Below are 21,956 nucleotides of genomic sequence, written 5' to 3'. Positions count from 1 at the left end.
GGGATGCGAATTATACGCATCAAATTCGTTTTGGCAAGCACTTTTTTCAAAGTTTTTTGCCGGGTTAAAAGCGCTTTAAAAAGCCTTTTAACCTTTCCCGTTAAGAGCGCTTAGCGCTTTAGCGGGGATGCGCATTATACACATCAACTTTTGTTTGTAAACCCTTAATTTCATTAAGTTTTTAACAAACCGGAAACTGAAAAACCTAACCTCAACTCCCGTCTTTCTCAGCGAAAGAGGCGCGCATTATACGCTGAACTTTTCGCTTGGCAAGCACTTTTTGAAAAAGTTTTTGCCGCCGGTTAAACCTTTAAAAGAGCACTCAAAAGAACACCTTAAAGGCCAACCTTTTTACCAACCGCGAACCCTGGAGCTCGCTGCTGGGGAGGCGCATTATACGCATCCGATCCGGCTTGTAAACACTTAATTTCAACTAAGTTTTTGCAAGCCCGGAAACCGCCAAAACCTCTGCCAATTCCCGCTCTCCCCTAGGGAAGAGGCGCGCATTATACGCACCAAAACAAACCGCGCAAGTCTTAAATACAATGATTTTACATTTTTATTTCAGCACACCAAAATCGCTTAAAAGACATACAAAAAAGGCGGCCTGCGGCCGCCTTTTGCTTATTTATTGTTCCGTCAGCTACTCAACAACAAAGAGGTGGTACTTTTTCTTTCCAAGCTTAACGATATAGAAACGCTGAAAGCGTGCACGAGACTCATTGAAGCAGGCAGCACCATCCAGGTTTTCGTCAAACGTAATCGCGTCGCCATTAATTAATACGGCGCCTCGACCCAATGCATCTTTCACTTGCTTTCCCGATGCTGCCATTTCGGCGTCCACCAGCCACTGAGTGAGCGGTTTGTCAGCCAACTGAGCGCGCACTAAAGTCGACGAGGGCAGACCGTCTAACTGCAACTGCTCTAAATCCGGCTCACTTAACTGCTCTAGACCTCCCGAAAACAAGGCTTCGGTAATTCGCTCGGCCGCCCGCAAGCCCTCTTCGCCGTGAATCAGCCGAGTAACTTCTTTTGCCAGCACCGATTGCGCCTCTGGCCGCCCTTCGGTGTTTCTATCACGCTCCTCAATCGCCGCAATGTCCGACAAAGAGAGGAAAGTGAAATAACGCAAAAACTTATAGACGTCGGCGTCCGCCGTGCCGAGCCAAAACTGGTAGAAAGCATAGGGCGACGTTTTCGCAGGATCCAACCAAACAGTGCCGGATTCGGTTTTACCAAACTTAGTGCCGTCAGACTTAGTCACAAGCGGCAGCGTCAAACCATAGGTTTCACCACTATACATACGCCGCGCCAAGTCAATGCCGCCGGTAATATTACCCCATTGATCAGAGCCACCAATTTGCAGGGTGCAGTTATAACGTTTATACAACTCAGCAAAATCGTAGGACTGCAACAACATATAAGTGAACTCGGTAAATGAGATGCCCGCACCTTCACGGTCAATACGCTGCTTTACCGACTCTTTGTTGATCATATTATTGACAGAGAAGTGCTTGCCGACATCCCGCAGGAAATCGAGCACATTCATTTGCCCCACCCAATCGAGATTATTCACCACTTCGGCAGAGTTTTCGCCACAATCGAAATCAATAAAGCGACTGACCTGAGCTTTTAGCTTATTAGTCCAGCCAGCCACAATATCCGGCGTATTTAACTTACGCTCGGCAGCCTTAAAGCTTGGGTCGCCGACAAGGCCTGTAGCACCACCGACCAACGCAACTGGCTTGTGCCCCGCCAACTGAAAACGCTTAAGCGCCAATAGAGGAACCAAGTGACCGATATGTAGGCTATCAGCGGTGGGGTCAAACCCGCTATAAAGGGTACGACTACCTTCAGCTAGATACTCTGCCAACACATCTCCGCCAGTAGTCTGGGCGATTAACCCGCGCGCCTGTAGGTCGTCAAATAGTGCTGAATCGATAGTCGTCATGAATAAACCCGTTAATTACTAATGCCGCAACATTCGGGCGGCCAGCCTGCCGCCTGAAAATTAAGCGGGCAACAATACCTTATATACCAGCAAAAACAAGCCCTAAGACTTTGGGGCAACTTTTTACTCGAGCCACTGACTAAAACCGTCAAACTCTAAAAGTAAACGGCCCCACCAAGCTCAAAATTTGACCAAAAAGGTTCGATATTAAGGAGCTTTTCTGATATAACTAGCGGGAACTTTATATGCGGTACGGGTTTAAAAACTTCATGCAACCCCTTGATAGAAAAGAACATACTGGCAATGCCAAGGCATTGCCTTCCTTCCCGCGTGGCCACATGATCGCCGCCGCGGCACTGACTATAGGCCTTTTAGGTTGGGCGTTTTCTTCCACCAACGAGCCCGACACAGAAACAAGACAATCGGTAAAGCTGACTTTACCAACCCAACCTGCACCCAGCGACGAAGCCATAGCCCTCGAAACGACTGCACCAAGCGCTACTACCAACCCTACACAGCCAGATCAATCTGTAGCCACTCTCGACATAACCACCCCCTCCGAGAGTCCAGTAACAACCACTGTCCAGAATGAACAAGCAGCTCCCGCACCAGCTCTTGAAAGCAAAAGCTTTACTGTGCGCTCTGGTGACAGTCTTTCTACATTGTTTAAACGTGCCGGGCTCAATGACCGAGACGTATACAAGCTAACCAGCACCTGCAAAGAAGCCAAAAGCCTGACTCGAATTATGCCTGGTCACGAGCTGGTCTTTTACTTGAATTCGGAAGGCGAGCTGGAGAAGTTGTCGCATATTCCAGACCGCCTCAACAGCACGCACTTTGAAAGAGCCGAAGACGGTTTCCAAGCACTGAAAGAGGTGAAAAAGCCCGAAATCCGCCCCACTTATAAAGAAGCTGTCATTGCCAGTTCTCTTTACATGGCAGGTCAGTCTGTTGGAATGGACGATGCACTGATCATGGAAATGGCGAATATTTTTGGCTGGGACGTCGATTTCGCGCTGGACATCCGCAAGGGCGATCACTTCAGCGTGCTGTATGAAGAGAAATACCTGGATGGCGAAAAAATTGGTACTGGCGCCATTTTAGCCGCTGAATTTACCAACCAAGGGCATAAATTTAACGCCGTGCGCTACACCCATGCCGATGGCGACAGCCATTACTACACCCCCAAGGGTGAAAGCATGCGCAAAGCGTTTTTGTTGGCACCCGTGGATTTTCGTCGCATCAGCGGTAACTTTAACCCCAAGCGCCTGCACCCCATTTTTAAAACCGTACGCCCTCACCGCGGTACCGATTACGCAGCGGATACCGGCACACCAGTGTGGGCCTCGGGTGACGGCAAAGTAATTGCCGCGGGCTACACCAAGCCAAATGGCAACTACGTGTTTATCCAGCATGGTAATAACATTGTTACCAAGTATTTACACCTGCATAAACGTCACGTAAAAAACGGCCAGAGAGTCAAGCAAAAGCAAGTAATCGGCACCGTGGGCTCTACCGGCTATGCCACCGGCCCCCACCTGCATTACGAATTTTTGCTCGATGGCGTGCACCGCAATCCGCGCACTATTGTGCAGAAGCTACCTAAAGCCAAGTCTGTGGCCGGTGCCGAGATGCAGGACTTTTTAACCCAGACGCGACCTTTAGTGGCCAAGCTTCAGCAACACACCTCGGCCAGCCAACTGGCCATGGGCGACACCGAGCGTAAAATTAACTGATGAGCCTGTACATCGGGCTTATTTCAGGCACCAGCGCTGACGGCATAGACGCGGCGCTGGTGGATATAACCGAGCAGCATTGTACGCTCAAATCTCATTATTTTTCAGAGTTTACTCCCGAGTTACGCCAGCGCATACACGCTCTCTGCGTTCCCGGCGACAATGAGATTGAACGCGCAGGAGCGCTGGACCGCGAGCTAGGCGAGCTGTTTGCCCATTCAGCCCTGCAACTGGTAAAACATTCAGGTGTAAGTGCACGCAACATCAGCGCCATAGGCAGCCATGGCCAAACCATCAGACACCGCCCGCCAGGGCAGTCGGAAACACCTTTTAGCTGGCAAATTGGCGACCCCAATATCATCGCCGAACGCACCGGCATTACGACTATCGCTGATTTACGCCGCCGTGATATCGCCGCTGGCGGACAAGGCGCTCCGCTGGTACCAGCCTTCCATCAAAACGTCTTCAGCAACCCGAGCAAGCCACGGGCGATCATCAATATCGGAGGCATCAGCAATATAAGCTGGCTCAACCCGGCAGGCTCACCCCTCGGTTTTGACACCGGCCCTGGTAATACACTGCTGGACGCCTGGGTTCTGCTTAACCGCGGTGAAGCCTACGACAAAAACGGTGCCTGGGCCGCCAGCGGCAACGTCAATAAAGAACTACTGCGCCACCTGCTGAGTCACCCCTATTTACAGCGCCCCATTCCCAAAAGTTCGGGCCGGGAGGAGTTTAACCTTGCCTGGTTAAAAGAAGTTCTCGCGGGAAATTTTGTCACAAAGCCAGAAGATGTTCAGGCCACCCTGCTTGAGTTCACCGCCGTTAGCGTGAGCAACCATTTACAGCAATGCCCAGGGGCAGCCGATGGCGGAGAAATTTACGTTTGTGGTGGTGGGGCCCACAATAAAATGCTGATGAATCGTTTATCTCATTTAAACTCAGGTTTTAGTTTAGAGACTACAGAGGCTCTGGGTATAGCTCCAGACTGGGTGGAAGCAGCGGCATTTGCTTGGCTGGCCCATCGCACACTGGAAGGGCTGCCAGGCAATCAAAAAAGCGTAACTGGTGCCAACAATGAGGTTATTTTAGGCGGAATTTATCCAGCGGCACCAAGGTAGATAACAGACAAGTTAAACCGAAAAGGATGAACCGCAACCACAGGTTGTGGCCGCATTGGGGTTGCTGACGACGAAACGAGCCCCTTGTAAACCCTCTGAATAATCGACATTCGCACCCGCCAGATAGGGAAAGCTAAGCGCATCCACCACCACCTGAACACCATCTTTCTCTACTATCGTGTCATCATCAGCGGTCATATCATCGAAGGTGAAACCATACTGAAAGCCGGAGCAACCACCGCCTGTGACATACACTCGCAGTTTTAGATCGGGGTTCCCCTCTTCTTCAACCAGGCTTTTCACCTTGGCGACAGCGCCAGGGCTGACGTACAAAGGTTCTGGCGTAAAAACTTCGGGGCTAGACATACAAATGGACTCCAGTACAACTTAAGCGGGGATTATCCCAATACCAGAGTAAAACAGTCAACTATTATCACCGCTCTATTCGGAAGCATCACCACCAGAAGGTAAAGCTTGCTGGCTTTTTTCCGATGCTCCATACACCAAAGAACCGTTTACCTGGGCACCTTTTACCATTTCAATTAGGTTGTAATGAACATTCCCTTCCACTACGGCCTTCGATGCCAACTCAATATGCTTGGTAGAGAACACATTTCCTACGACTTTGCCATTAATCACCACCATCGGAACGCGCACTTCACCCTCAATAACACCGTTGTTGGCCACCACTAATTTAGCATCGCCACCACCCTCAACAATAATATTACCCGTTACACGCCCCTCTACTTGCAAGTCACCGGTAAAATGAATGTCACCAACAATATTCGTACCCTTTGAAATCAAGGTGTGACTGTTACTAAACGCCATAATATTCCCCAAAACTTGTTATTGTAGCTGGTCAATCAACCAGCTGTAGCTTCTTTCAGCTCGCTCTGAATCGCTACTGTTGGAACGCGCTTCCAATTCCAGGCTTTGCGCTTCAAAGCCTTCAGGCAGAATTAACTCACCTTCAATATTTTGAAAGTACTTAAAGCGCAATTTGATATCGGCGCTATCGTAATCATCCGACACCTCATGAAGTGGGATTTGCACTTGTTCGCCATCCCGCCGACCAACCAGCTCTACGTTTAGCACTCCGTTCAAGATTTGATGATTAGTGGCAATCTGCTGAACCACAAATTTAAAGCGGTATCGCCCGTCTTCGCCATAAGGCCGCAAAGTGACATCCCCTAAAGCTAAGCCTGAATTGCTTTCACCAGGGGCCATCAATCCACGATAGAACGAAATGTCAGCTTCAAGACTGGCTATTTGCTGCCGCAGCTCGATCACTTCGCTGCGTACCTCTTCGCTGGCCATCTGATCGACTTCGGAAGCCATCGATAAGTTAGCGACTTGCTGGCGCAGCTTATCGAGCTCACCCCGCGCCTCCAACAACTCAACCGACAACCGTTCGTTCTCATCAAAGCTCGGTAAATCGCCACCGCTGGCCTGCCAAAAACCAAATAAATAAGAAGCCAGCATTGCTATAGCTGTGAACAGACAAATCAGCCCCACCTGCAGCAACCGGCGCCCAGGGCGGTGGGGCACCACTTTCATCGAATACTGTTTAGTGCCTTTTACGCTCGCCATACCCAGAACCCATTAAGGCAGAAGTGCCACCACATCCAGCCCTGCTGTTTCTGCGAAACCAAACATGATGTTCATATTTTGTACGGCCTGCCCGGAGGCACCGCGGGTGAGGTTATCAATCACCGACATAATTACAATGGTATCTCGACCCTGAGGCTGACACACGGAAATGCGGCACATATTCGAACCTTTTACCGAGCGGGTCTCAGGGTGAGAACCGGCGGGTAGCACATCCACAAATGGCTCATCCATAAAGCGCTCTTCATACAAAGCCTGTAAATCGGGAAGTGACGAGGCATCCAGCGCACGGGCGTACGAGGTGGCGTGAATACCGCGCACCATGGGCAATAAATGAGGCACAAAGGTCACTTGTGCAGGTTTGCTTCCAGCCCCCTGCATATCTCGCAACGCCTGCTCAATTTCCGGCAGATGGCGGTGCCCTGAGGCACCATACGCCTTAAAGCTATCACTGATTTCAGTCAGTAGCATACCCACCTTCGCCTGACGTCCAGCGCCTGTCGCACCGCTGGCGGCGTTAATGATCAACTGCTCGCTGTCCACCAGGTTGTTTTCAAGCAAGGGCATTAACCCTAGCTGCGCAGCTGTGGGGTAACAACCAGGGCATGCCACCAACTTCGCATTTTTGATGGTCTCGCGGTTAAGCTCTGGTAAGCCGTACACCGCTTGATCGATTAACTCGGGGCAGCCGTGAGGCTGGTTGTACCAACGCGCCCAAAGCTCTGCGTCCCGGATACGAAAATCCGCCGATAAATCCACCACCCGAGTACCGGTCGCCAAGAGCGCAGGCATCAGATTTTGAGCCACTCCATGAGGTGTAGCAAAAAACACCACATCGCACTGCCCTAAGGCATTAACATCGGGCTCGGTGAACGCAAGATCCACATGGCCGCGCAAATTCGGGTAAAGGTCGCTGACTGGAATGCCCGCTTCGGCGCGCGAAGTAATCACCGTTACCTCCGCCTGCGGGTGTTTTGCCAGAAGACGTAATAATTCGACCCCTGTGTACCCGGTACCACCGACAATTCCCACTTTAATCACAGCCAAACCTCACTCTCAGTTGCGCCCCAATCGGGCAAAGGGGTCTATCATAAGAGGCCCACCCCTAAATTTCCAGAGACCCAAGCCGCTGGATTTTGGCATAATGGCGACAAAAATCGACGAGGCTTAATATGCTCTGGATTAAAGCCCTACATATCATCTCTGTGGTGTGCTGGTTTGCAGCTCTGTTTTATCTGCCACGACTGTTTGTTTATCACGCCATGTGTGAAGATCAGCCAGGGCGCGATAGGTTCAAAGTCATGGAGCGCAAACTCTATCGCGGCATTGCCACGCCATCGATGATAGCCACCATCGTGTTTGGCTTAGCTTTGGTGCATTTTCAGTGGATGTATCTGAAAACCAGCTACTGGTTTTGGCTCAAAATCGTTTTGGTTTTCGCACTGGTCGGGTACCACCACCTTTGCGGTGCCCATCTAAAGCGCTTTGCTCGCGACCGCAATCAGCGCAGCCACAAATATTTTCGTGTTTTTAATGAACTACCGGTACTGGCATTGATAACGATCGTTATCCTGGTGGTGGTCAAACCTTTTTGAGGCCTGTGCTAGACTCATGGCAGAGCATAGAGAACCGCTGCTATGAGTGAATTGAATCGCACAATACCGGTGATGATTTCGCTATCCAGTCACGACCCTACCGGAAGCACTGGGGTGCAAGCGGATATCGAAACCTCTTTTAGCCTGGGCGTGCACTGCTGTCCTATTATTACAGCACTTTGTGCTCGCGATACCCGGCAACTCATAGATTTACAACCTACCGGTGCCAGCCTACTCATTGAACAGATGCGCGCGATCTTAGAAGATATGCCGGTGACAGCCATCAAGCTCGGCTATTTTTGTCAGGTAGATCAAATAGAGGCCGTTCACAGCATCCTGCAGGATTACCCACACATCCCTGTGGTACTAGACCCCGTCTTAACCTTATCTATTAAGACCTCAAGCCCAACGGAAACTTCCTCAGAGAGAAAGCTCAGTGACGCCCTTGTGCAGTTGCTCTTACCACTGGCCAGTATCACCACTCCCGATATTGTTGAAGCACAACAGCTGGCCCGCCAGGCAGACAGCGCGGCTGCCTGCGCCCGTGAGATGCTCGCATACAACTGTGATTCGGTTTTAATAACCGGTGTTAAACGCACAGAGCAACATATTATCAATTGCTTTTATCGCCCCAGCCAGCCGGCGCGGGAGTTTCGCTGGCCCCGAGTACAGCAGTTTAGTCACGGTAGCGGCGCCACCTTGTCTGCCAGTCTAAGCGCCTACCTTGCCCACGGCCTGCTGCTAACAGATGCTGTGGAACAAGCGCAGCTGTTTACCTGGAACAGCTTACGAGCAAGCCGGCGTCTAGGAATGGGGCACTGCACTCCCAATCGATTATTCTGGTGTCAAAACAATCATTGAGAGACTTTGCACTGAACTACTGCGCTGGGTAAACTTGCGCCCATGCTGAGCCTATCCCCTCCTAATTACCTATATGCCATCACCGACTGCCATCATTTCAGCGGCGATGCGCTGGCAGAAAAAACACTACAGATACTCAAAGGGGGGTGTCGCCTGGTTCAATACCGCGACAAATCTACCAACACTCAAAAGCGACTAGCAGAGGCCACGCAACTGAAAGAACTTTGCCGCGACTTCAAGGCAAAGTTAGTGATTAACGACGATATTGATCTCGCAAGCCAAATCGGTGCCGATGGCGTTCACCTGGGCCAAAGTGATGGCGACATAAAATACGCTCGGCAGCGCCTAGGCCCAAACGCCATTATCGGCGTAACCTGCCATTCCAGCCTGACTCTCGCCGCCAACGCTCTAGACGATAGCGCTAACTATATTGCTTTTGGCCGCTTTTTTGCGTCAACCACCAAACCAAACGCAACCGCTGCGCCAATGGAGTTACTTACCCAAGCCAGAAATCGCTGGCCCAACGTCGTGATTGTCGCTATTGGAGGCATCAATCAAAATAATGCCACCCAAGTTATATCACACGGTGCAAGCTACACCGCTGTATGCGAAGGCATCTATCATGCGGCATCTACCGTAAAATACAGCCAAAGCTTTTCACTCAACTTGAACCAAAACGCGGGGAGCGTTTTATGACTCAATCCAAAACCCTGTTTGCGCAAGCCGCTCAATGTATTCCTGGCGGCGTCAACTCTCCGGTAAGAGCTTTTAAAGCCGTAGGAGGAACCCCGGTTTTTTTACAAAGCGCTGAAGGTGCTTACGTCACGGACGTGGACGACAAAAAGTATATTGACTATGTGCAGTCTTGGGGGCCAATGATTTTAGGACACAGTCATCCCGACGTAATCCGTGCCGTGATTGAAGCCGTGCAGTCAGGACTGACTTTTGGCGCACCAACAGAAAAAGAAACAACTCTGGCAAAAATGGTTTGCGAACTTTTGCCGGGCTTGGACCTTATCCGGTTTGTTAATTCCGGCACCGAAGCTACCATGAGTGCCATTCGCCTAGCCCGCGCTTACAGCAAACGAGACACCATTGTAAAATTCGAAGGCTGTTACCACGGCCATTCAGACTCTCTGCTTATCAAAGCCGGCTCCGGTGCGCTGACCTTGGGTGTACCCAGCTCACCAGGTGTTCCAGCTGTGCTAGCGGAACACACCGTCACACTGAATTACAATGATATTGAACAGGTGGAGGCATTTTTCGCCCAACAGGGCGAGCGAGTGGCCTGCGTGATTGTTGAGCCCGTGGCCGGAAACATGAACTGCATTCCGCCACTGCCCGGCTTTTTAGAATGCCTACGTAAGATGTGCGATGAGCACGGCAGCGTTTTAATCTTTGACGAAGTCATGACCGGCTTTCGAGTAAGCGCGACCGGAGCACAAGGGTATTACGGCGTACAACCAGACATTACCACCTTAGGAAAAGTTATTGGCGGCGGCATGCCAGTGGGTGCTTTCGGTGGCAAACGAGAAATTATGGAGCACATAGCTCCGCAAGGACCGGTTTATCAAGCGGGTACATTATCTGGTAATCCAGTGGCCATGGCTGCGGGCATTGCAACTCTGACACGTTTACAAGACCCAGACTTTTACCCCACCCTTGAGGCGAAAACACAAAGGCTGGTTAATGGCATCACCCGAGAAGCACAGCTCGCCGGCATTCCACTCACAACCAATAGCGTCGGCAGTATGTTTGGCCTTTTCTTTACCGACGCGCAACAGGTAAGCAACTATCGCCAGGTTATGGCCTGCAATACCGACCTTTTTAATCAGTTTTTTCACGGCATGCTGGAGAAAGGGGTTTACCTAGCGCCTGCCTCATACGAAGCAGGGTTTATGTCACAAGCCCACACCAATGAGGATATTGATAAGACCATCGCCACTGCCGCCGAGGTTTTTGCGGCATTAAAGGTTAACGCTTAGATAAGGTTTCTATATCTTCCAGGGCCTGGGGGGATGCATCAATAATGCTGAACCCCGCCCAATGCTTACCATTATCGTCAGCATTCCTTGCCCATAAACAATCTACGCCCAATTGAATGCTGTTACGCTCATTAACTGGTTCAGACAGATGTAGATCAAGCCGATAAAGTCTGTCTTCTTCAAAGGGCTGGTCACCAATAAGCATTAACCCTTCGCTGTGAATATTTACCAGGCGCCCCAGATATGCATCTAACGTGTTGTCATAGACATCAACATTTTGACCAGCGCCCGGGCGCTGCTGACGACGCCCCTCTTTTTTTGGTTGCTCGTCCATAGTTTTACTCGCGGTTTAACAACTCGCCCGAAGCCCTCGCGTTTAAGCTGTGATATATATTTTCCAAAGCGCGTTCAAAAAATGGCTTGGTACTACCGGCAATGATCCGCAATTTACCAGCAATCATAGCGCGAGCCATCTGAAGGGCAGAACTCATAGCCACCTTACGCCCCTGCTGGTCTACCAGCATATAGTGCATGGTTTTATGGTTATACCAGGCAACTTTAATTCGCTTGCCGTTGTCATCCTCAAGCCAGGTTCCAAACTCTATCAATTTCAGCTTTTCGATTAACTGGGACTCTTCTGCGGTAGCCTTGCTACTTTCAGTATGCACATTACCCGCTTTTTCCGCCGCCATGGTTTCCAGCTTCACTCGCATGGGTTCCGGAGCTGGCTCTGCTTTTTGACTTTTAAGGGCCAGTTGCTGTAGCGCTGCAATTGCATCAAGCAATTTTCGGGATTTATTCTGCTCATACCCTATAGTTTCAAACCCGGCCTGCAGAGCCGACTGCAGCCTCTCTTGCAGCTCCAATTGCTTCACTTTATCCACTTCGAGAAGCTTGGGCTCGACACTCCAAATTAAATCTTGTGCAACCTGCAATGCACGCTGACAAGCATCAGAGTCGGAGCCATAACGCAGTATCACGAAAGACAGGTAATCAGACCAAGGTAGCAAAAGCAACAACAGCACTGGCGATGGAAGATCGCGCCCGTCTATGAGCTGTGAAACTTTTGAATTCACTAAAATTTTCGCCTCGCGTAACTTTTCTTCGCCGCGAGCTTTCTCCATGGCACGCTTTTCCATTAAATCTTGGCGGCGAGAAACATTGCGAATGTATGAACTAAAATCCAATGAGGCCTCAGCAAAGACTTTCACATCGTTACCAAATTTTTCCAGCACCTGGAAGACTGTCGTTTTTATCTTTTCATATATATTGTATTGGCTAGTACCGTCATTACTAATCCAGCGGGCGCCGGCTTCCGCCATCTGGTTCAACAGTACCCTTGCAGGGTGATCTACATCTTCGAAAAAATCTTTATCGATAAAGGCAAGTTTCAGTACTGGCGTATGAAGGTAACTAAGCAGCGCTTTAACAGAATCGGGCAATTGGTCATCGGAAAGAATATATTCAAACAATAAGCCCACGAGTTCAATAGTGTGCATTTCATCTGCACGGCCATCTTTGCCAGCACTTTTTTGAAGCTCTGCAACCAATTGATTTGACACTGTTGCGACGGGTTGCGGCTGTAAATCGCCCATACCAACATCGGCAAACCCCTTGGCTTGACTGGCGAGTTGTTGCTGCATTACCCCCACTACACCGACCAAAGGTTCCGTAGCTAAGGCGGAACCTTTGGTCGTTCCCTCAGATAAGCCCATTGTGGATGGTCCCTCAGGTACGCCCTTAAGGGGAACCTGAGAGTGTGTTTGACCTGCCGTTAGTGTGTTGGCCCCCAAATGTTTTTGCAGAAGCTGTATGGCGCTTACCAGACCTTGCTGATATTGCCCAGGGTTACGCCTTTCGGCGTCATCGAAGATCCGATCTGTGGCTCGTCGTCTTGGGGCAGAGGGCTCAGACTCTTGCGTACGAACCTCCTCTTGTTGATCTGGCTCATGACTCTGATCGGTCTGGGACGGTGTACTCTGTGAGCCTGACTCAACATCCTGCCGAACGACAGCACTGTAGCGAAGGTTGGGCAGTATCCCTTCACTTTCAAGATAAGCATTTAAGTCGTCATACAGCCCCACCAACGGTTTTATGAGGGCTGCCTCGAAATGCTTATAGCCCACCACTTTAGTGCGCACATCCAAATTCAACCCTTGCATTGTGCGTCGCAAAGCATCGCAGAATTGAATTGGGCTAACCGGATTGCCACGCTCATCTATTTTTTTCCCACCATTGAGCAAAGCCAAGCGCTGATGTAAAGCCCATAACACTTCTGAGAGCTGTGAATCACTGCGATGACAAATAGAGGTAATAGCAATGGTTTCTTCCAACTCAGAATTATCCACCAGGGTTAGCCCTTCATTGCGGATAAAACGCTCTTGCCCCGTCGCGGTTGTAAGTCTCTGATGTGAAAAGTCCAGAAAACATTGCTGCAGTAGCTCTAGATAATGGGCCTGCATATCCATCGCACGCTGTTGCAGCAATTTAACAATCTCGGCCAACGCCAGTTGCTCTTTATTAGAGCGAGCATTCTCTTCGCGCTTTTCGACTGAAGCAATCCAATCGTTTAGAAATTGAGGAAACCCCTGTGCCACAAAGTTATTCGTGGTAGAAATACAAGCGTCCAGACAGCGTTTAATCTGGGTCGGCGGTAGTGGATTATAGGCGTGTGGCGACTTTGATGGATCGGCCATCGGTGGCACACCATCTCCGGTTGAATTACTCATAGCTTTTGAATCCATCCCCCCCGCCTCATGCGAGCACCGCCTACGCAGGCTTTTTGCACCCTAAGAACGTTAATATTTGTGAGTATATGTGAGTTTGTGCGCTGACGCACACTGACTTGATCTTAGCCTTCTATAGCTCTCAATCCTATTACACATTATTACCCAACCAAGGGCACCAAAAAAGACCACGCCAGCGAGCATAAGCACCAACAAGGGGCGCCAACGGCGGCACAGCACCCCTAGCCACCTGGTAGCTTCTCCTGCTACGAGCTACTTTTGGTGCAAACCAGCTCAGCATTCTGCTGTTGGTCCTTAAATTGCTAATCACTACATCGACTATGTCCGCACTGCATTGGCAAGTAGGGACAATCGACAATTTGTACCAATAGAAAGCTAGGGTTCCGGCGAGACTACCTACCTCGTGACTGGTCCGAGAGCTTTCGACCTTCGAAGCGGGGGTTACACGGCGGGACAAAAGCCCGGGAGACTTAGTGGCCATTGAATGATTAATGGCTATCGAATTGGCCTGATTGCCAAAATAAGTGCTCCAGTAACCTAAGTAAAACCCTCGGAGGTTTGCTATGAAAAAGCTGTCTTTAGCCGCTCTAACTCTGCTGCTTTCCATAAACACCCAAGCGGCCGACTCCTTTAAAGTGTGCTGGTCCATTTATGTAGGCTGGATGCCTTGGGGCTATGGCGCCGAACAAAAAATCGTCGACAAATGGGCCGATAAATACGGTATCGAGATTGATGTAGTACAAATCAACGACTATATCGAATCGATTAATCAATACACTGCTGGCGAATTTGATGCCTGCACCATGACCAACATGGATGCCCTCACTATTCCCGCGGCTAGCGGGGTAGACAGCACGGCTTTGATTGTAGGGGACTTCTCCAACGGTAACGACGGCGTAGTTTTACGCAGCAAAGACCAGCTGGCCGACATTAAAGGGCAACGCGTTAATCTGGTTGAACTCTCGGTTTCACATTATCTTCTTGCGCGAGCGCTGGAAACCGAATCAATGACAGAAGCCGATGTTCAAGTGGTCAACACCTCTGACGCCGATATGGTGGCTCTGTACAACTCGGGCTCAGTGAGTGCCGTTACCACTTGGAATCCTCTGCTAAATACCATTCTCGCCGAAGACGATGCCAACTTAGTGTTCGACTCATCGCAAATTCCCGGCGAGATTATGGACCTGCTGGTCGTTAACACCAGCACTCTTGAGGCTAGCCCCGAGCTGGGCAAAGCCTTAGTCGGTGCCTGGTACGAAATTATGAGCATCATGAGCGCCGATGATGAAGCCGGTATTGCTGCACGCACGGCTATGGGGAATGCTTCAGGCAGCGATCGAGCGGGCTATGAAGCGCAGCTTGCCAAAACCAACATGTTTTACCTTCCTTCCGACGCCCTGAAACTCGTTAACAGCGATGAACTGCTGAATACCATGCAAAAGGTGGCTGAATTCTCGTTTGATCATGGCCTGCTAGGTGATGGCGCGCCGGATGCGGGATTTATCGGCGTAGAAGGTCCACAAGGTACTTATGGCAACAGCCACAACACCCAATTGCGTTTTGATACTACCTACATGCAAATGGCTGCCGACGGCAAGCTCTAATACCTCCGAATCGGGGCAACGCCCCGCCTGAGAGACGAGAATGAAAAGACTGGTTAATTTAACCCCATCAAAACCCGCTCGAGTTTTATTAGGGCTGCTGCCTTTTGCGTTAATCCTGCTGCTTTACGTCATAGCATCGGATGCACGTTTAGAGGCCAACCCCAATGACAAACTGCTACCCAGCTTCGAACAAATGGGCGATGCCATATCGCGCCTGGCTTTCGAACCCAGCAAGCGCACCGGTGAGTACCTGTTCTGGCAAGACACTCTGTCCAGCCTGACCCGCTTAGGTCTCGGCATTGGTATTGCCGCTCTAATCGGGTTTAGCCTCGGCCTGCTCACCGGCGCTTTGCCGACAGCCTACGCCCCTTTGGCACCGCTGATTACTGTTATCTCACTAATTCCACCCATGGCGCTGCTGCCTATTTTATTTATCGTGTTTGGCTTAGGCGAGCTGTCGAAGGTTGCATTAATTATTTTTGGCGTTGCACCGTTCATCGCACGAGATATTCAGCGCTGCACACTGGAAATTCCCCGAGAACAATTAATCAAAGCACAAACCCTCGGCGCCAGCAGTTGGCATATTGTCTGGCGTGTGTTGGTACCGCAACTCATGCCCCGTTTAATTAACGCTGTACGTCTCTCACTGGGTGCCGGGTGGTTGTTTTTAATCGCCGCCGAGGGCATTGCCTCCACCGACGGCCTGGGTTATCGCATCTTCCTGGTGCGCCGTTACTTGTCCATGGATGTGATTCTGCCCTATGTGGCTTGGATTACTCTACTGGCCTTTATTATCGATTGGCTGCTCGCCAAAACCAGCCAGCTCGCTTTCCCCTGGCACCACCAAGGAGGTAAAGCATGATTGAAATTAAAAACCTGTGGAAAGAGTACGGCGATAACGTCGTTCTGGAAGACATCAGCAAAACCGTGAACGACGGCGAGTTTGTGACATTAGTCGGTACCTCCGGTTGCGGTAAAAGTACGTTTTTAAAAATGTTGCTGGGCATGGAGTCACCCACTCGCGGTCAGCTGCTTATTGACGGCCAACCGATACCGGATGAACCCGATCAAAGCCGCGGCATTGTGTTTCAACAATATTCAGTGTTTCCACACCTAAGCGTTCTGGAAAATGTGATGATCGCGCGGGAATTTGAGCGCGCGCCACTGCTGGGTAAACTTTTCGGCGGACGCAAAAAGCAGGTGCGCGAAGAAGCCCACGCTCTATTGGAAAAAGTGGGCCTGACCCCAGCGGCCGACAAATACCCCCACGAGCTATCCGGCGGGATGCGCCAGCGCCTCGCCATTGCCCAGGCCCTGATCCGCAAACCCAAGGTGCTGCTTTTAGACGAACCCTTTGGCGCGCTCGACCCGGGCATTCGTGCCGACATGCACCAACTTATTCTGGAGCTGTGGCGCGAGCACAACCTGACCGTATTTATGGTAACCCACGATTTGTCAGAGGGCTTCTATTTAGGAACTCGCCTGTGGGTTTTCGACAAAGTTCGTCACGACCCCCAAGCACCGGGCGCCTGGGGCGCACAAATTACCTACGACTTACCTGTGGGTGAAATCCCCGCAGACGCTCTGGCCCAAATGCAACAAAACATCAACAAGTCTGAAGAAAGTAACATCACTGGAGAATCAGCGTGAAAAACATTGATTACACCACCACCCTACCCGGTGCCAGCCACTGGTCTTTTGAAGCGCGTCGCGGCAGTGCCATGCGCCTGACCGATTTGAGTGGCGCAGGCAATGTGGGTATGTTGTTCTACAACCCTCGCAACTTATTAGAACGCTACAACGCCCCCGACTCACTCAAGTGCCAACACACTTTCAAGCTGACCGCTGGACACTGCCTGTACTCAGACATGGGACGTATTTTCGCCTCCATCACTGACGACACTTTTGGCTGGCACGACACCGTCAGCGGCACCAGCCACAAAGCCATGGTGGAAAAAAGCTGGGGCCAGCGGGATTATCAAACCCAAAGTAATGACTGGCTGCAAAATGGCTTTGATGCGTTTTTGGTTGAACTGGCCAAGTACGGTTTAGGTCGCGCCGATTTAGCGGCCAACGTCAACTGGTTCAGCAAGGTCGCCACCGATGACAATGGTGTCCTGGCCCTGGATTTTAGTGCCAACCAAGCCGGTGCAAGCGTCGACCTTCGTTTTGAAATGGATACTCTCGTCATACTGCACACTTGCCCTCACCCATTAGATGCCAGTGCCGAGTATCCACGCGGAGACATTCGCATCGATTTGGGCGAGGCCGCTGCAATCAAAGAAGATGACCTGTGTCTGAATTCACGCCCGGAAAACGCCCGGGGCTTTGCCAATAACGCGCTTTACCACATCGGAATATAACGAGGCAGATATGACCATTTTAGAAAGCAAACTGTCACCGGAAAATGCTGTAGAGCACCACACCATAGGCGCGGGCGATTACTACTTTGCACCGTTAAAAAAAGGCCAGACGTTACGCATTCTTGACTTAGAAGGTAATCAGGCGGCAGACACTTTATTCTTTAATGCCGCCGATGTTTCCGAGCGCTACAGCGCTACCGATACCATTCGCGAACAGGGCAATGTGTACTTAACCGCGGGTAGCGTACTGCGCAGCAACTTAAACAACCCGATGCTGGAAATTACCGCCGATACCTGTGGCCGTCACGACACCTTGGGCGGCGCCTGCGCAACGGAAAGCAACACCGTGCGCTACGACCTGGAAAAACGCTGCATGCACGCCTGCCGCGACAGCTGGATGCTGGCCGTTGCCGAACATCCCGAGTACGGGGTTAGCAAGCGAGACATTACCCACAACATTAACTTTTTTATGAATGTGCCTGTCACCGCCGAGGGTGGCTTAACGTTTGCCGACGGTATTTCCGGTGCGGGAAAGTACGTCGAAATGACCGCACTGATGGACGTCTTGGTGCTTATGTCTAACTGCCCACAACTGAACAACCCGTGCAACGGCTACAACCCCACACCAGTCGAGATGATTGTTTGGGACGCGCAGGCCTAAGTCCACACACAAAAACTGAACAGAATTGCCGCAGAGGACGACCTCTGAGAAAAAGGCATTGCCGGGACGACCCGCGGAGCCAGTTATGTTTAACAAAGTTTTAATTGCCAACCGGGGTGCCATCGCCGCCCGCATCATTCGCACCCTGCGCCAGATGGGCATCCAATCGGTAGCCGTGTACGCCGAGGCCGACGCCGCCAGCTTGCACGTTCGCCAGGCGGACGAAGCCTATAGCTTAGGCGAAGGTGCCGCTGCCGACACTTATCTTGCGCAAGAAAAAATTCTCGAAATTGCCAAAAAAACCGGCGCCCAAGCCATTCACCCGGGCTACGGCTTTCTCAGTGAAAACCCCACGTTCGTGCAGCGCTGTGAAAGCGCGGGCATTGCCTTTATTGGCCCGACCCCTGAGCAAATGAATGTATTCGGCTTAAAGCATACGGCGCGCGAGGTTGCCGAAGAAAATGCTGTGCCTTTGGTGCCGGGCACCGACTTGCTCGACTCTTTAGAGGACGCACTGAAAGCGGCCGCCGAGATTGGCTACCCGATCATGCTAAAAAGCAGCGCCGGGGGTGGAGGCATTGGCATGAAACTGTGCGAAAGCGAACAAGACCTTAAAGACAGTTTTGATTCTGTGCGCAAGTTAGGCGCCAATAACTTTTCCGACGATCGCGTCTTCTTAGAAAAATTTATCGGCCAGGCCCGCCATATTGAAGTACAGGTTTTTGGTGACGGCAAAGGCAAAGCGGTTGCCATTGGCGAGCGCGATTGCTCCAGCCAAAGACGTAACCAAAAAGTCATTGAAGAGTGTCCGGCCCCCAACCTGCCCGAGCCGCTGCGCCACGCCATGCACGACACGGCAGCGCGACTTTTGGCCGCGGTTGATTATCGCGGCGCAGGCACCGTGGAATATATTTACGACGCCAAAGACGAAAAGTTTTATTTTCTTGAGGTCAACACTCGCCTGCAAGTTGAACACGGAGTTACCGAGGAAGTTTGGGGGCTGGACCTAGTCGCCTGGATGATACGGCTGGCCGCCGAAGAGGCACTGGATATTGAGCAGGAGTTTGCCCAATTAACGCCTAGTGGCCACGCGATTCAAGTGCGTGTTTACGCCGAAGATCCGGCAAAAAATTTCCAGCCCAGCGCCGGGTTGTTAAGTGAGATCAGCTTTCCGAGTAACGAGCGCAGCGACGATAAAGTCGTTCGTATAGACCACTGGATTGAGTCCGGTCTGGAGGTATCCCCCTATTTTGACCCCATGCTGGCTAAGGTGATTACCAAGAGTAAAAACCGCACATCAGCCATTGAGCTGTTAAAAACCACTTTAATAAGCTCCAAGCTGTACGGCATTGAAACCAATAAAGCGTATGTCACTGAACTTTTGGACGAGCCAGTTTTTATCGAGGGCGAAATTACCACACGTTACCTTAACGACCGCGGCTTTGCCGAGGCGCGTATTGATGTGTTATCCGGCGGCACGCAAACCACGATTCAGGACTTTCCTGGTCGCAGCGGTTACTGGCACATCGGTGTTCCGCCTTCAGGGCCTTTTGACAACTACTCGTTCCGTCTGGCCAATCAGCTGTTGGGCAACGACGGCGAAGCGGCCGCATTGGAAATTACCGTAGCGGGCCCCAGCTTACAATTTGGCTTTGACACCCAGTGTGCGTTAACCGGTGCCGCCATCGATGCAAAGCTGGATGGCACGCCGGTATCCAGCTGGGAGATTTTTACCGTACAAGCCGGGCAAACTTTAACCCTGGGCCGCGTTAGCGAACAGGGCGCTCGCGCTTACCTTGCGGTAGCCGGCGGCATTCAATGCCCCAGCTACTTGGGTTCGCGTTCTACCTTTACCTTGGGTCAGTTCGGTGGGCACAATGGTCGTGCGCTGCTGGCGGGCGATGTTCTTCATTGCCGTAAAGTGTCGCCAGTAAAAGAAGCGCAAATTCCTCAACAGCTGAAGCCCGGCATCAGCAACCAGTGGGAGTTGCGCGTAGTCTACGGGCCCCACGGCGCGCCGGACTTTTTTACCGATGGCGATATCGACACCTTTTTCACCACCGATTGGGAAGTCCACTACAACTCAAGCCGCACTGGCGTACGACTAAATGGCCCCAAGCCCGAATGGGCTCGCACTACCGGCGGCGAAGCCGGTATGCACCCGTCCAACATTCATGATAACGCCTATGCCTTTGGCACCGTGGACTTCACCGGTGACATGCCGGTCATTTTGGGGCCCGATGGACCATCCTTAGGCGGCTTTGTCTGTCCTGCCACTGTGATTACCGCAGATTTATGGAAGCTGGGTCAAATGCGCGCGGGCGACACCGTTCGTTTTGTTCCTGTTACCGTAGAAACGGCGGTGGCGATTGAAAAGACGCAGCGCGAATCAATCGCCCAGTTATCCGCCAGCACCGCGCCAGTCGCAACCCTGACGGCCGATAACCTGCCCTCGCCTATTGTCGCCCACCTACCGGCTAGCGAAGTCGGTGAAGACGTCAATTACCGAGTCGCGGGCGATCACTTTTTGCTGGTTGAGTACGGACCACTGCAGCTGGACATCAAACTGCGTTTTCGCGCTCACGCCTTAATGCAATGGCTGGAGAAAAATCCCCTGCCAGGGATGCGCGAACTCACTCCCGGAATTCGCTCGCTGCAAATCCATTACGATAGCCAACAGGCGTCTTTGAATGAACTCATCGCCCACCTGCAAAAAGGCGAAAAGTATCTCGCCACACAAATTGCCGAGCTAAGCGTTCCCTCGCGGATTGTGCATCTGCCACTGTCGTGGGACGACGAAGCCTGCCGCGAGGCCATCGCCAAATACGAACAGAGCGTGCGCCCGGGCGCGCCCTGGTGTCCTTCCAACCTGGAGTTTATCCGCCGCATTAACGGTCTGGACAGCATCGAACACGTTAAAGACATCGTCTTCGATGCCTCTTACTTGGTAATGGGCCTGGGCGATGTGTATCTGGGCGCACCAGTAGCAACCCCCATGGACCCGCGCCACCGTTTAGTGACCACCAAATACAACCCCGCTCGAACCTGGACGGCGGAAAACTCCGTGGGTATCGGCGGCGCCTACATGTGCGTTTACGGTATGGAAGGCCCGGGAGGGTACCAGTTTGTGGGGCGTACTATTCAAATGTGGAATCGCTACCGTAAAACGCCCGCGTTTGATCAGCGCTGGCTACTGCGCTTTTTTGATCAAATACGTTTTTACGAGGTCAGCAGTGATGAGCTAAAACAAATGCGTCGCGACTTTCCCCGTGGGCAATACCCCATCAAAATCGAGCAAACCGAATTCAGCTTATCGGACTACGAACAGTTTATTAGCGATCATGACTCGGACATTCAAGCGTTTCAGTCTCATCGACAGAAAGCTTTTGATGAAGAGCTTGAGCGCTGGCACGCCGATGGACAGTTCAACTTTACCCCCATTGAACAAAACGAAACCGAAAGCGAACTGGACTTGGCCGATGGAGATACCCTTGTAGACAGCTCCGTTTCTGGAAGCGTATGGCAAGTACTGGTGGAAGAGGGGGACACCGTAGAGGCGGGTCAAACTCTGCTGATTCTCGAATCCATGAAAATGGAAATTAATATTTCAGCCCCGGTGTCAGGCACGGTTAAGCAAGTTTTAAAAAACACAGGAGGAGCTGTTAAGCCCGGGCAATCATTGGTAGTAATATCCGAGTAATTGATATCGTAACGCAGCACTGTC

At 51.3% G+C, this 21,956-nt stretch carries 19 protein-coding genes and 1 riboswitch; of the genes, 12 read left to right on the top strand and 7 right to left on the bottom strand.

Annotated features, from left to right (window positions below):
- Window positions 1-643: 643 nt before the first annotated feature.
- Window positions 644-1,951 (bottom strand): tyrosine--tRNA ligase, encoded by a 1,308-nt coding sequence (gene tyrS, locus D568_RS0117135; protein WP_020210840.1) that lies wholly within the window; start codon window positions 1,949-1,951, stop codon window positions 644-646.
- 269 nt (window positions 1,952-2,220) lie between these two features.
- On the opposite strand from tyrS, the gene D568_RS0117125 reads away from it, so the two are divergent.
- Window positions 2,221-3,687: a peptidoglycan DD-metalloendopeptidase family protein gene (locus tag D568_RS0117125; RefSeq protein ID WP_040517096.1), complete on the top strand. Its 1,467-nt coding sequence runs from the start codon at window positions 2,221-2,223 to the stop codon at window positions 3,685-3,687.
- Complete coding sequence (locus tag D568_RS0117120; protein ID WP_020210837.1) at window positions 3,687-4,808, top strand: anhydro-N-acetylmuramic acid kinase; 1,122 nt, start codon at window positions 3,687-3,689, stop codon at window positions 4,806-4,808. Before D568_RS0117125 ends, D568_RS0117120 begins: the two co-directional genes overlap by 1 nt.
- 12 nt (window positions 4,809-4,820) lie before the next feature.
- Here the strand turns inward: D568_RS0117120 and erpA are convergent, their stop codons facing one another.
- The 4 genes from erpA to argC all read right to left on the bottom strand — a co-directional run bounded on the left by erpA (window position 4,821) and on the right by argC (window position 7,457).
- Complete coding sequence (gene erpA, locus D568_RS0117115) at window positions 4,821-5,174, bottom strand: iron-sulfur cluster insertion protein ErpA (protein WP_020210836.1); 354 nt, start codon at window positions 5,172-5,174, stop codon at window positions 4,821-4,823.
- A 75-nt stretch (window positions 5,175-5,249) separates the two neighbouring features.
- Window positions 5,250-5,636, bottom strand: coding sequence for a bactofilin family protein (locus D568_RS0117110; protein ID WP_020210835.1), 387 nt, complete (start codon window positions 5,634-5,636; stop codon window positions 5,250-5,252).
- Between the two features lie 18 nt (window positions 5,637-5,654).
- A complete protein-coding gene (locus D568_RS0117105) occupies window positions 5,655-6,398 on the bottom strand; it encodes a DUF6776 family protein (protein WP_026287118.1) in 744 nt (247 codons plus the stop codon).
- A 12-nt stretch (window positions 6,399-6,410) separates the two neighbouring features.
- Window positions 6,411-7,457: an N-acetyl-gamma-glutamyl-phosphate reductase gene (gene argC / locus D568_RS0117100; RefSeq protein WP_020210833.1), complete on the bottom strand. Its 1,047-nt coding sequence runs from the start codon at window positions 7,455-7,457 to the stop codon at window positions 6,411-6,413.
- 131 nt (window positions 7,458-7,588) lie between these two features.
- On the opposite strand from argC, the gene hemJ reads away from it, so the two are divergent.
- Genes hemJ through hemL form a run of 4 tightly spaced genes read left to right on the top strand, consistent with a single transcriptional unit; the run spans window position 7,589 to window position 10,857 of the window.
- Window positions 7,589-8,011, top strand: a complete 423-nt coding sequence (gene hemJ, locus D568_RS0117095; protein WP_020210832.1) for a protoporphyrinogen oxidase HemJ — start codon at window positions 7,589-7,591, stop codon at window positions 8,009-8,011.
- A 42-nt stretch (window positions 8,012-8,053) separates the two neighbouring features.
- Window positions 8,054-8,872, top strand: coding sequence for a bifunctional hydroxymethylpyrimidine kinase/phosphomethylpyrimidine kinase (gene thiD, locus D568_RS0117090; RefSeq protein WP_020210831.1), 819 nt, complete (start codon window positions 8,054-8,056; stop codon window positions 8,870-8,872).
- A gap of 42 nt (window positions 8,873-8,914) precedes the next feature.
- Window positions 8,915-9,568 (top strand): thiamine phosphate synthase, encoded by a 654-nt coding sequence (thiE, locus tag D568_RS0117085; protein WP_020210830.1) that lies wholly within the window; start codon window positions 8,915-8,917, stop codon window positions 9,566-9,568.
- Window positions 9,565-10,857 (top strand): glutamate-1-semialdehyde 2,1-aminomutase, encoded by a 1,293-nt coding sequence (hemL, locus tag D568_RS0117080; protein ID WP_020210829.1) that lies wholly within the window; start codon window positions 9,565-9,567, stop codon window positions 10,855-10,857. The genes thiE and hemL overlap by 4 nt, the downstream gene beginning before the upstream one ends.
- On the opposite strand, the gene D568_RS0117075 is transcribed toward hemL, so the two are convergent.
- Both D568_RS0117075 and D568_RS0117070 read right to left on the bottom strand, forming a co-directional pair.
- Window positions 10,847-11,191, bottom strand: a complete 345-nt coding sequence (locus D568_RS0117075; RefSeq protein WP_020210828.1) for a hypothetical protein — start codon at window positions 11,189-11,191, stop codon at window positions 10,847-10,849. The genes hemL and D568_RS0117075 overlap by 11 nt on opposite strands.
- A gap of 4 nt (window positions 11,192-11,195) precedes the next feature.
- Window positions 11,196-13,586, bottom strand: a complete 2,391-nt coding sequence (locus D568_RS0117070; protein WP_157497971.1) for a DUF1631 family protein — start codon at window positions 13,584-13,586, stop codon at window positions 11,196-11,198.
- Between the two features lie 382 nt (window positions 13,587-13,968).
- Window positions 13,969-14,074, top strand: a riboswitch (guanidine-I (ykkC/yxkD leader).
- A 93-nt stretch (window positions 14,075-14,167) separates the two neighbouring features.
- Here D568_RS0117070 and D568_RS0117065 point away from each other — a divergent pair.
- From D568_RS0117065 to uca, 6 genes are all read left to right on the top strand, one after another.
- Window positions 14,168-15,208: a putative urea ABC transporter substrate-binding protein gene (locus tag D568_RS0117065; RefSeq protein ID WP_020210826.1), complete on the top strand. Its 1,041-nt coding sequence runs from the start codon at window positions 14,168-14,170 to the stop codon at window positions 15,206-15,208.
- 40 nt (window positions 15,209-15,248) lie between these two features.
- On the top strand, window positions 15,249-16,070 hold the full coding sequence (locus D568_RS0117060) for an ABC transporter permease (RefSeq protein WP_020210825.1): 822 nt from the start codon (window positions 15,249-15,251) through the stop codon (window positions 16,068-16,070).
- A complete protein-coding gene (locus tag D568_RS0117055) occupies window positions 16,067-16,858 on the top strand; it encodes an ABC transporter ATP-binding protein (RefSeq protein WP_020210824.1) in 792 nt (263 codons plus the stop codon). The genes D568_RS0117060 and D568_RS0117055 overlap by 4 nt, the downstream gene beginning before the upstream one ends.
- Window positions 16,855-17,571 (top strand): urea amidolyase associated protein UAAP1, encoded by a 717-nt coding sequence (locus D568_RS0117050; RefSeq protein ID WP_020210823.1) that lies wholly within the window; start codon window positions 16,855-16,857, stop codon window positions 17,569-17,571. The genes D568_RS0117055 and D568_RS0117050 overlap by 4 nt, the downstream gene beginning before the upstream one ends.
- A gap of 10 nt (window positions 17,572-17,581) precedes the next feature.
- Entirely contained in the window at window positions 17,582-18,232 is a 651-nt protein-coding gene (locus D568_RS0117045; protein WP_020210822.1) for an urea amidolyase associated protein UAAP2, read from the top strand.
- Window positions 18,233-18,317: 85 nt separating this feature from the next.
- A complete protein-coding gene (uca, locus tag D568_RS0117040; protein WP_020210821.1) occupies window positions 18,318-21,932 on the top strand; it encodes an urea carboxylase in 3,615 nt (1,204 codons plus the stop codon).
- Window positions 21,933-21,956: the final 24 nt, after the last annotated feature.

This window comes from Gilvimarinus chinensis DSM 19667, assembly GCF_000377745.1.
Classification (GTDB): domain Bacteria; phylum Pseudomonadota; class Gammaproteobacteria; order Pseudomonadales; family Cellvibrionaceae; genus Gilvimarinus; species Gilvimarinus chinensis.
The sequence above is the reverse complement of the archived record's forward strand: the minus strand, read 5'-3'. Positions and strand labels throughout refer to the sequence as shown.